Genomic DNA, 11,083 nt, shown 5'->3' with positions numbered 1-11,083 from the left:
ATCGATTGGCGATACTCACGACTTTCGCCTGTGCTAGACTACTTTTATAGATTAACACATTATTTATTACAATACAAGACTAAGAGAAAATAAAAAGTCGTCCTAAAAGGACGAGGCTTGTATCCCTAGTTCTCGGTCAATGTGGTATTTCCTGAGGATGATGAGACGGATGTGGGACTGATTTTAGGTGTAGGTTACAATCTGAAGCTGTTTTAGGGGTAGAAGAGTAGAAGGGTAGAAGGATAACGCTCCCTTCCGAATAACTACTGGTATGATAGACGCACTCGCCCAGCCAGAAATGATAGGTTATCGATTGAGCTATTTGTGGCAACTATTCACTAAGGTTTAAACAGGGTTCAATGGTGGCAATAACAGACTTGGCTAAGGCAGTAAGGTCATAACCGCCTTCTAAGCCAAATAAAATGCGGTGAGTCAGTTGTAAACAGTAATCAGTGAATACGCCAAAATCTTTCGGTTTCAGAGCGATGCTGGCTAGGGGATCATCGGCGTTGGCGTCGTAACCTGCACTGACGATGAGTAAATCAGGCTGAAATTCCCTGAGAAAGGGTATAACCCCCTGCTCAAACATGGGTTGGTATTCTGTGAATGCACTGCCTGGTGGCATGGGTACATTCAGGACATTATTGTATGAGCCGCGTTCGCGAGGGTGACCGGTGCCAGGATAGCAAGGATATTGATGGAGGGAACAGTAGGCAATTCTGGCATCGTTTTCCACGAGGCTTTGAGTGCCGTTACCATGATGAACATCCCAATCCAAAATGGCGACTTTTTGGATACCCGGTTGTTCTAGGGCATAGTAAGCCGCGATCGCAGCATTAGAAAAGATACAAAATCCCATCCCCCGTGGACCTTCAGCATGATGTCCAGGAGGGCGTGCGAGGACAAATGCCGGGTTGTTGCTAGTGAGAACCCGATCAACCCCATCTAACCAAGCGCTGATGGCTAACAGGGCAATATCATAACTGCGTGGAGAAACCCTGGTGTCGCCATCTATCATTCCTCCACCGTCGTGGGCAAGTTGTTTGACTAAATTGATGTAATCTTGGTCATGAACTTTTTGCAACAGAGGCATTACCGGACGACTTTCTACGGGTGTAGGTAACTGCCAATCCACAAGATGTGCCCAGGGTGCAGCGTTTAAGGCATTGACAATAGCTGTCAATCGTTCTGGGCGTTCAGGGTGGAATTTACCGTTGTCATGATTAAGAAATTCGTCGGAGTAAATAACTGGAAACATAGGTTCAGTAGAATTGGCAGCAAATGAGTGCTTTCTATAATTGTATAATTATTGGTTCGGTAAGTAGTCGGATAAAATTAACGTTGACGGTTGAAATTAGGGAACAGGGAACGGGGAACTCTTAACAGTAAGGATTTGACGCTTGTTAACATTTCTTAGTACAGTGGACAGAGTTTATGTTCAGGTACTTAGATTTATAGATAGGTTGCCTAAGTGACTCGACATTTCTCTATTTCAGCCATCGGCAATAATAAGGTATCCTCAATCTCCTGTCGCACCTCACGACTGACATAACAATCACTATTGAGACAGTCCACTAATAATCGATTGGCATCATAATAGTGCTTGAGAAGTTTATTTTGCTGAGAGTTCAATTGCCAAGGATAACCAATCTGGCGATACTTAATAATCGCAGCCGACAATTGTTCTGTCCAAGAGATACCATGAGTTTGCCACCATTGCTTAAACTGCCACTCATTCCCATCTAGATTGAAATCTGGATTAGGGAGTTGTTGCTTGAGTTCCTGTAAGGCTTTGTCCAACCTGGGGTCAAGATTCAGGGCGCGATCGCACGCCAAAAATAATGCTCCTCTCATAGCGTAGGGACGATCCGCTAATCCCAGAACCAGCTTAGACGCCCGTTCAAAGGTCAAGGATAGCAGTTCATCCAGTCCAATATCTTGGGTTTGGCTAGATCCTAACAGTAGAAGATGGTGGAAATGGCAATCCAGGACACCAATCAAGTCTGATTTCCGTTGCGGAGGCGTGGGGTTGTGTTGAGAATAATAATTCCGGGCTAAATTAAAATAAAATGCCCGCACCGCTGCTGGTTTATAGGGAACGTGAACGGTATTTGATTTCCCATGCACCCACTGCAATAACCGTTGCAATTCCGCATCTGTAGCCACTAATTGATCAATTTGCTGTTTCATCAATTGTAATAAATAATCCGCCGACTGTAACATCCCCACCGATAGAAAAAAGACTTCTCGCCAACTTTTCTCGGTGATGTGGCTAACAAGCGATCGCAGGGCATTTTCTAAGGTTTGGGGATTTGAACTGGTGACAATCTTTCTGGCGGTAAAATATTCCTGAAACGTGAGATGGGAAAAGGAATAAATTTCTCTGGCTCTTTCCACTAAGAGTCCATGTTGGGCTTCGATGGATTTGAGAACGGCTTCACTATCTAATTGTAAGGCATCGGGATCGGTTTCGGCATCGGGTAAGTTACGGATATAGTCAGCAATATAATGTTCAACTTGGCGTTGCTTGAAGAAATAATCTTTGCGTTCAAAGGTGGTAAAGGCAATCTGACTGAGTAAGTTTTGTTTGCGTTGAACGGATAGTTTTTTATAGACCTGATCTCGGATAATTCCCCGTTTAGCGTCCCATTTCAGTAAAAGCGTAGCAATCCCGCGTTTATATAATTCCGCTCGGTCTGCGGGAAAGTCGCCAGAATCTTCAAATTCTAAACAGAGTAAGGTTAAGAGTAAGGGGTTGGTGGCTAATTCTTGAATTTGGGGATTAACTTTAAGCTGTTCGATGAATCGTTCGCCTAGATCTAAGTCTTTGGTTTTATACCACTTCTCCACAAAGGTTTTAATCTGTTTTCCATTAAAATCAGCTACCTCAACTTCGGTGAATTTATCAAAGGTATAGTCTTGGGCGGCAATACGGCAGGTGATCACAAATTGATTGTCACAATATTGATGAGAAAAATATCGAATTTGCTTAATACAGCGATTGGCATCATCGTCTAGCATTTCATCCAAGCCATCGAGTAAGATTAAGCACTGTCCCGATTGAATGACTTGGGTGATTTCATTCCCGGTAATGTTAACAATAGAAAAGTGTTGAATTAGGAAGTCGAGGAAATCGGGTTGATCGGTGGCTTCAGCAAAATCTTTAATCGTCAGGCAAATCGGGACAAATTGGTTCATAAATGTACCAAAACTGCACTGAATTGCTAGATACTTGAGAAACGTAGTTTTTCCCGAACCGGGTTTACCCAAAACCATCAGTTTCGGATATTTTTCCACCGCTTCAAGTCCCGGTAATCGTTTGGTGTTGATATGATTAAGTCCCCAGTGATCAAAGTCTTCCGCTTCGGGGTCAAACCCTCGGAGTAAATCGGCAATTTTTAGTCGTCTCCTCCCAGTGATTTTCTCTAAGATGTTGACGTTTGTATAGATGTCACTAATGCCTATCGGGTGAGTCATATCCAGAACTCGCATTGTGCCACACCGTTGTTGGATGAGGGGACGTATTTTCTGGCGGACATTTTGTACTAGAGTTTCTATATTGTAGTCTTGGATGGTTTGTCGCTCTAATCCTAACGTTTCACAAATTTCCTCAAAATTGATCGAGTCTACAGGTTTACCATTAAAAAAGCTGTGAATTGTAGACAGCGATAATCCCAGCGTATTCGCCAAATCCTGCTGACTGGAGTAACCGCGACGCCTTAATGCCTGTCTAACGGTTTTTTTATGTTCTGGAGCAATTTTGATTCCCCGTGGCATTATCCCATCGAGATCACTTTATTGTATAATACTGCTCTTTTTTTCTGACGTGGCATAAGTCAAGCAAACTCAAGCATTTCTCAAGCAGAATCTCAAGCAACCATCGGCTTTGATGATAGGGAGAGGCGATCGCACTACTGTGACAGAGGCGATCGCACTTGCTCAACCTGTACATTACCACTGAAAGGTAGTAACAATGTCTAGTTTAACCACTGCCCACGGTGCTACATTCATCGATCAATCGCTGCAACTGTCTCAGATTGGTAACATTTGGATGCAGATGTTTAGTCAGCCATCGGAGACTGATCAAACGCCTCAGCCAAGTGCTGAATCGGTTGCACCGTTAGCGAAGGAATTACCCCTGCGGATTCTCCTGGCGGAAGATCAATGGGGCGATCGCACCGTGGCGTTACGAGTTTTGCGATCGCTAGGCTATCAGGCGGATGTTGTCGGAAATGGATTGGAAGCCTTAGAAGCCTTACGCCAAAACCATTACGATGTTGTCTTAACTGATGTGCAAATGCCACAGATGGGGGGTTTGGCAATGATGCGCCGCTTATGCCAAGAATGGTTACCGGAACAGCGTCCTTGTATTATTGCGGTAACATCTGATGAAATGCCACAGGTGCGTGAGGAATGCTTAAAAGCCGGGATGAATGAATGTTTGAGTAAGCCATTGGCAGTTGATAAATTAGTTGCAGCGTTAAGGATGTGTCAGTTTTGTGGCGATAGTTGTGAGTTAGATTAATTGTCCGGAGTGATCCGTGAAATCCGCGATCGCTAATTAACGTCTATTTACGATAGTGCCAAGAGGTCAGTGATGAGTCTTTACTTTGGCAGCGATAAGTGTATCTAAATTATTGCGATCAGAGATCTGTGAATGCAATATGACACCAATCGGACGACGATTTTTCTTACAAGGCTGTGCCGCACTGGGAACAGTTTTGGGGGTGAACGCTTGCCAAAACCGTTCTCCATCTGCTAGAAATCCAACAACCTCTGATTTAGGATCTCAGTCTTTGTCTTTAAAATCTGTCACCATTGGACCTACCCATGGTCAATCACCAACCCATTTAATGGTGTGCTTACATGGCTGGGGAGCTAACTCTCAGGATTTAGCCCCATTAGCCTCGGCATTAAACTTGCCCAATGTCCAGTTTCTATTTCCCGATGCTCCGTTTCCTCATCCCAATGTCCCCTGGGGGAATGCCTGGTATGCCTTAGAAAGCGAAAATCATTGGGGGTTAGAGGAAAGTCGCCAAAAGTTAATCGATTGGTTAACGTCTCTGGAAGAAAGTACAGGCGTTCCCCTATCCCGCACCATTTTAAGTGGATTTTCCCAAGGGGGAGCGATGACACTAGATGTAGGGTTAAGATTACCCTGCGCCGCCTTAGTTTCAATGAGTGGCTACTGGCATGATTCGGCTCAACTGACGCGGGAATCGTTACCCCCAGTTTTGATCGTGCATGGTAGACAAGATCCGGTTGTGCCTGTGAGTAAAGCACAACACGCCAGAGATAATTTAAAGGCGTTGGGAATCGCGGTGACGTATCAAGAATTTGATATGGCGCATCAGATTCTGCCAGAGGTTTTGATGTTGGCAAGGCGTTTTGTGCTGGATGTTATTGGTTCAAGTTCTGCACAATAGACCAAGCGATCGCGACAGAAACCATTAAAGTATAAAGTATAAAGTATAGTACTTTACAAACAAGGGTTTGATCCACCGAAAATCAGGGAAAGTTATCGCCGTCGTAGCCAGCTCATAAAGCAGGGGAAACCAGGATGGAGACGACTTTTGGTGTGAGAGAGTGGAGAAGCAAGGGAGAAGCAAGGGAGCAAGGGAGTCGTGTTCCAGATATGAGCAGCAAAGTCTTTTATGATGGTTCCCCTTCTCCCTTGATGGGAGAAGGGGTTAGGGGATGAGGGTGAAGCGGTTCCCGGAGTGATGGTTCACGTCCAGAGTTATAAGTACATCAGTAAATATAAAGTATGTATGGCAACAGTGACAGCCACTCTTTATTTCAGGCGCTGTTTAATCAAGCGCTTGATGCTATAGCGATCGCGGATGATCAAGGAAAGTATGTCGAGGTCAATCCGGCGGCTTGTCAGCTATTTGGTTTGTCCCGGGACGAACTTTTAGGACACTGCATATCAGACTTTGCCGAATCGGAGTTTGATTTCCCACAGGTGTGGCAAATTTTTCTCGAACAGGGACAGGTTAAGGGGGAGTTTCGTCTCCGGCGCAAGGATGGAACAGTGCGGGAGACGGAATATGCAGCAACCGCTAACGTGATCCCCCATTGTCATTTGTCAATTTTGCGAGATATTACCGAACGCAAGCAGGTAGAAGCCGAGTTGCGCCAAAGCGAAGAACGCCTCAACCTGGCACTAGATGCTGCTCAGATGGGCATTTGGGACTGGAATGTGTTGACAAACCAGATTCGTTGGTCTAAGAGTCATGAAGTGCTGTTTGGTTTAACTCCGGGTACATTTGATGGTAGCGATGCGGCTGTTGAAGCTTGTATTCATCCAGATGACCGAGAAGCCTTTAAAGGCGCCGTGAACCATTCTCGGTTAGAGCAGCATGAGTATGATCAGCAATTTCGGGTGGTTTGGTCTGATGGTAGTATTCACTGGATCGGGGCAAAAGGAAAATTTTTATATGATCAAACGGGTCAAGCGGTGCGGATGCTGGGTACAGTGATGGATATCAGCGATCGCAAAAAAGCTGAAGCCAAAATCCATACCTTGAACGCTGAGTTAGAACAACGGGTAGTTGAGCGCACCCAGGAACTACAGCGTACTAATGAAAACTTAAAACAGGAAATTCAGGAACGCCAACGCGCCGAAGCCGCACTGCACCTGCAAGCTGAACAAGAACGGTTAACCAGGGCGATCACCCAACAGATTCGCCAGTCTTTAGACCTGAATCAGATCCTCAATACGACAGTAACCCAAGTTCAGCAATTTTTAGCTTGTGATCAGGTGGCGATTTACCGCACTCAGGGCGATGGTACTGGCAAAATTGTCGCCCAAGCCTTAGCGCCAGACTGTTGTGTTCCCCAGGAAAATTCTCTACCTGAGTATATCTTTCCTTATGCCTGTCATCAATTTTACTGTCAGGGTGAAATTCATACCGTAGCCGATGTTGAACGGGATGAGATGTTACCCTGTCTGGCTGATACACTCAGGCAGTGTGGTGCTAAATCTAAACTCATTGTGCCGATTCTTCAGAACGAAACCCTGTGGGGATTGCTGATTGCTCATCAGTATAAAGCCACTCGAAAATGGCAGCCTGATGAAGCCGATCTGCTCACGTCATTAGCCACTCAAGTCACAATCGCCATCCATCAGGCGGAACTTTACTCCCAGCTTCAAGCCGAATTAACGGAACGTCAACAAATCCAGCGAGAACGCGATCGCTTGTTTAATCTCTCCCTGGATATACTCATGATTGCCAACTTTGAGGGATACTTGATCGATGTTAACCCAGCTTTAGAGAAAACCTTGGGTTTTACTTGTGAAGCCTTAAAAGCCCAACCCTTTATCAAATGGGTTCATCCAGATGATCGGGAAGCGACTCAGGCGCAAATGAAAAAACTCGCCGAGGGGATCACGATCAAGTCTTTTGAGAATCGGTTTCGTTGTCCAGATGGATCTTACAAATGGTTCTCTTGGACAGCCGCGCCATTTTTGGAGGAACGGTTAATTTATGCCGTTGCTCATGATATTACTGAACGTAAACAGGCACAAAAAGCCCTGCAAGAAAGTGAACAACGCTTTCGCACTGTAGCTGACTTTACCTATGACTGGGAGTATTGGCGAGATCCAGATGGAAACTTTATCTATGTTTCTCCCTCATGTCAACGGATCACCGGCTATAGTGCTGAGGAATTCCTCCAGGATGCGCGATTACTTGAGGCAATTGTCCATCCCGATGATCGCCTGAAAATTGCTGAACATATACGCGAACAGTTACACAACCCCCATGTCTATTCCACGGACTTTCGCATTATCACTCGCACGGGAGCGAGCCGTTGGATTGCCCACGCTTGTCAACCCGTCTATAGCGCGGATGGACGTTGGTTGGGTCAACGGGCAAGTAACCGCGATATTAGCGATCGCAAGCAGACTGAAGAGGCACTCTACCACCGCGAACAACAATTTAGAGCGTTGGTGGAAAATTCACCAGATATTATAGCACGGTTTGACCACCAATTGCGTCATCTCTATGTGAATCCGGCAATAGAACAAGCCACGGAACTCTCTCCCCAAAACTTCATCGGTAAAACCAATTTGGAGTTGAGAATGCCGCCAGAGAAAGCCCACTTTTGGAATCAAGCGCTGCAATCTGTCTTGAGCACTGGACAAGAAAAGCTCATTGAATATGACTTTTCCACACCTAGTGGCATGAAATTTTTTCACTCTCACATCGTACCTGAGTTTAATTCCGATGGCACGATTCGGTCAGTGTTAAGCATTAGCCGCGACATTACGGCGCATAAACAGATAGAAGTGGCGCTGCAACAAGCCAAAGACGCCGCAGAGGTGGCGAATCGGGCGAAAAGTGAATTCCTGGCAACGATGAGCCATGAACTCAGAACCCCCCTTAACGGCATTTTAGGATATGCTCAACTCCTGCAAACCGATACCAATTTAACCGAAAATCAACGGGATAATTTAAGCATTATTCACCAATGTGGCGAACATTTGCTCACGCTGATTAATGATATTTTAGACCTCTCCAAGATTGAATCCCAAAAATTAGAACTTAATCCGACAGAGTTTCATTTACCGAATTTTCTCAGCAGCATTGCCAATCTTTTTCGGCTGCGTGCTACCCAAAAAGACATTGACTTTACTTACGAACTTTTATCTCCTCTCCCCCAAGGCGTTATCGCTGATGAGAAAAGACTGCGACAGATATTGATCAACTTACTCAGCAATGCGGTAAAGTTTACGGATCAAGGTAGCGTGACGTTTAGAGTTGGCTATCTTGAAGATGAGGGAGATGAGGGAGATAACTCAAAACTTAAAACTTCCCCAATTACCAGAATTCGTTTTCAAGTTGAAGATACGGGGATTGGCATATATCCGAACAAATTAAGCGAAATCTTTTTACCCTTCCATCAAGTTAGCGATTGCACCCACGCGGTAGAAGGCACGGGATTGGGGCTTGCTATCAGCCAGAAGCTGGTTCAGCTTATGGGTAGCGCGATTCAAGTTAGCAGTAATTTGGGTCAAGGTAGTGTATTCTGGTTCGATTTAGAGTTGTCTGACGTTTCCACAGGACAAGCATCGGCACAATTGTGCCCTCGACGACTTATCGGTGTTAAAGGACAACAGCAAAATATTCTCATTGTTGATGATAATGCCGTTAATCGCTCTCTATTGCGACAACTGCTAGAACCGTTCAGGTTGAACATTTTTGAAGCCGTCGATGGTCAAGATTGTTTACAAAAGGCAGTCGATGTTCAGCCTGATCTGATATTAATGGACTTAATCATGCCAGGACTAGATGGCTTGACAGTAACGCGGCGACTGCGACAATTGATCCAACTCAAAAAGGTGATTATTATTGCTATATCCGCTAATGTTTTTGAAACGACTAAGCAGGAAAGTTTAGCGGCTGGATGCCAAAACTTTCTCTCAAAACCTGTGCCAATCCAGCAACTCCTAGAATTACTGATTGTCCATTTAGGTGTTGAAGGAATTTATGAAGAACATAGAGATTCCCCAACCATTGAACTGGAAACCAAGGATATACCCCTTGTTCCTCCACCCCCCTCGGAACTAGCGATTTTGTGGGAACTCTTGGAAATGGGGGACATCCAAGGAATTATTGACCAATCACAGCATTGGCAAAAAGAAAACAATGATTGGGTTCCCTTTGCCACACAGATACGTTCTCTGGCTAAAGATTTCCAGTTACCAAAAATTGAGCGAATTCTAAATCAATACACCTGATAAGTAATAATAATTCATAAGTCATTTAAAGTGCCTATTATGTGCGGATTTAGTCGTATATCCTATAGAGGGTATTTTAGAAAAACTCTTACCATTTTCCCCTCTTACCCTCCTCCCCTTAATTACTATGGATAATCAAACATCTGAAACCAGCCGACTTTTGATCGTTGACGATCAACCTCACAACCTGGGAATATTATTTGATTTCTTGACTCAATCCGGATTCAAGATATTTGTTGCTTTAGATGGTGAAAGTGCAATTAAACGAGCCGAAGTAACTAAACCGGATTTAATCATTTTAGATATAATGATGCCGGGAATTGATGGATTTGAAGCCTGCAAACGGTTGAAAGAAAATCCATCCACTCAAGACATTCCCATTGTTTTCATGACAGCGCTTTCTGACACAGTAGATAAAGTCCAGGGATTTAATCTGGGTGCAGTCGATTATATCACTAAGCCCATTCATCAGGAAGAAGTTTTGATCCGAATTCAAACTCACCTCAGACTCCATAACCTGCAAAATCAACTGCAAAAGAAAACCGAGGAACTCGCGCACCTTAATCAGAATCTGGAAGAAATTGTGCAAGCGAGAACTCAACAACTCATTGAACAAGAGAAAACAGCTTTGATTGGACGGCTTACTCAAGGAATTGTTCATAATTTAAGAAATCGCATTCAGCTTATTTTATCTTACAAATGTTTGGCAACTGGAGAAATGACCGGAGAAGATATTTCTCAAAAAATGACGCTCGCTTATGTTGATAAGATGGCTGAAGCTGCCTGGGATATGAGTAAAATACTGGATAATCTCATGCATAAAAGTATAATGGATCACTCCTTGGAATTAAGTCCACTCAATATTAATGAAATCTTAAATAAAGAACTCGATTTTTGGCAGGCTAATCTCCAGTTTAAACATCAGGTAAAAAAATGCTATTTCTGGGATGATACTATTCCATCAATTCCTTTAGTCTATACTGAAATATCTCAAATTTTTGATAATTTAATCAGTAATGCTCTAGATGCTATGTGGGGTAAGCCGGAACAAGAATTAACAATTATCACCCGACAAGATGAAGAAAACGTTTACATTGATGTTCAAGATACAGGCTGTGGTATAGCTCCAGAAAATCTAGCCAAAATTTTTGACCCGTTTTATACAACTAAACCATTTAAAGGTGAAGAAAAACAGGAAAATCAACCCACAGGTACAGGACTGGGTATTTATACTTGTATGCAAATATTAAAAGGTTTTGGGGGTGAGATAAAAGTAACCAGTGAGATTAAAAAAGGGAGCATTTTTACTGTAATAATACCGAAAAAAAACAGTTAAAG

The 11,083-nt window shown here is 43.9% G+C and carries 7 protein-coding genes; 4 read left to right on the top strand and 3 right to left on the bottom strand.

Features of this window, described 5'->3' with window-relative positions:
• Window positions 1-331 precede the first annotated feature (331 nt).
• The 3 genes from RIM23_RS16000 to RIM23_RS15990 form a co-directional block, all read right to left on the bottom strand.
• Window positions 332-1,258, bottom strand: coding sequence for a histone deacetylase family protein (locus RIM23_RS16000; protein WP_446368193.1), 927 nt, complete (start codon window positions 1,256-1,258; stop codon window positions 332-334).
• Window positions 1,259-1,467: 209 nt separating this feature from the next.
• A complete protein-coding gene (locus tag RIM23_RS15995) occupies window positions 1,468-3,777 on the bottom strand; it encodes an NACHT C-terminal helical domain 2-containing protein (RefSeq protein ID WP_446368192.1) in 2,310 nt (769 codons plus the stop codon).
• A 13-nt stretch (window positions 3,778-3,790) separates the two neighbouring features.
• Window positions 3,791-3,952: a hypothetical protein gene (locus RIM23_RS15990; protein ID WP_446337799.1), complete on the bottom strand. Its 162-nt coding sequence runs from the start codon at window positions 3,950-3,952 to the stop codon at window positions 3,791-3,793.
• A gap of 21 nt (window positions 3,953-3,973) precedes the next feature.
• On the opposite strand from RIM23_RS15990, the gene RIM23_RS15985 reads away from it, so the two are divergent.
• From RIM23_RS15985 to RIM23_RS15970, 4 genes are all read left to right on the top strand, one after another.
• Entirely contained in the window at window positions 3,974-4,525 is a 552-nt protein-coding gene (locus RIM23_RS15985) for a response regulator (RefSeq protein WP_446368191.1), read from the top strand.
• A gap of 271 nt (window positions 4,526-4,796) precedes the next feature.
• A complete protein-coding gene (locus RIM23_RS15980) occupies window positions 4,797-5,426 on the top strand; it encodes an alpha/beta hydrolase (RefSeq protein ID WP_446368194.1) in 630 nt (209 codons plus the stop codon).
• 341 nt (window positions 5,427-5,767) lie between these two features.
• Window positions 5,768-9,745, top strand: a complete 3,978-nt coding sequence (locus tag RIM23_RS15975) for a PAS domain S-box protein (protein ID WP_446368190.1) — start codon at window positions 5,768-5,770, stop codon at window positions 9,743-9,745.
• A 127-nt stretch (window positions 9,746-9,872) separates the two neighbouring features.
• The gene (locus RIM23_RS15970; protein WP_446368189.1) at window positions 9,873-11,081 is read left to right on the top strand and encodes a hybrid sensor histidine kinase/response regulator; all 1,209 of its coding nucleotides are present in this window, start codon (window positions 9,873-9,875) and stop codon (window positions 11,079-11,081) included.
• Window positions 11,082-11,083 lie beyond the last annotated feature (2 nt).

The organism is Coleofasciculus sp. G3-WIS-01, assembly GCF_040223135.1.
Classification (GTDB): Bacteria; Cyanobacteriota; Cyanobacteriia; order Cyanobacteriales; family Coleofasciculaceae; genus Coleofasciculus.
Note: the sequence above shows the minus strand (reverse complement) of the source record. Positions and strands in the feature narration are given on the sequence as shown.

Bases quoted from the DNA above. Each gene is read 5' to 3' on its own strand.
- RIM23_RS15975 (WP_446368190.1), top strand. From the start codon at position 5,768: ATGTATGGCAACAGTGACAGCCACTCTTTATTTCAGGCGCTGTTTAAT.
- RIM23_RS15995 (WP_446368192.1), bottom strand. From the start codon at position 3,777: ATGCCACGGGGAATCAAAATTGCTCCAGAACATAAAAAAACCGTTAGA.
- RIM23_RS16000 (WP_446368193.1), bottom strand. From the start codon at position 1,258: ATGTTTCCAGTTATTTACTCCGACGAATTTCTTAATCATGACAACGGT.
- RIM23_RS15970 (WP_446368189.1), top strand. From the start codon at position 9,873: ATGGATAATCAAACATCTGAAACCAGCCGACTTTTGATCGTTGACGAT.
- RIM23_RS15985 (WP_446368191.1), top strand. From the start codon at position 3,974: ATGTCTAGTTTAACCACTGCCCACGGTGCTACATTCATCGATCAATCG.
- RIM23_RS15990 (WP_446337799.1), bottom strand. From the start codon at position 3,952: ATGTACAGGTTGAGCAAGTGCGATCGCCTCTGTCACAGTAGTGCGATC.